Origin of the sequence: Vibrio sp. OPT46, assembly GCF_015163535.1 — a bacterium.
GTDB lineage: Bacteria > Pseudomonadota > Gammaproteobacteria > Enterobacterales > Vibrionaceae > Vibrio > Vibrio alginolyticus.
Genome location: NZ_JADDYG010000817.1, coordinates 1 through 291, shown reverse-complemented (window position 1 = coordinate 291; position 291 = coordinate 1). Strand labels below are relative to the sequence as shown.

Here is a 291-nt window from a genome sequence, read left to right as displayed (position 1 = left end):
TCCGATGAATAAGGCCGTTAAAAAATTTTCCAGTAAAAGATTTATTACAATAAGCGCAATATTAGTTTCAATTTACTTAGCTATGCTTATTACTGTGACTAGCGTAGGTCAAAATAAGTTAAAAGAATCTCAATACAGAGAACTAGATTTAAAAGTAAAAAGTTATGCAAGCACACTCGATAATTTATTTACCATAGCGAGTGAAGATGTTGATAATCTAGCTACAGATAAAACAATACAAACATTCTTTGGTAATTTAGCTTCTGGCATGTCAATGGAGTATGGATTAGG

General features: G+C 30.9%; 1 pseudogene. It reads left to right on the top strand.

From position 1 onward, the window contains the following. Positions 1 to 4 precede the first annotated feature (4 nt). A pseudogene (locus tag IQR33_RS28070) lies at positions 5 to 291 on the top strand (GGDEF-domain containing protein); the annotation flags it as partial.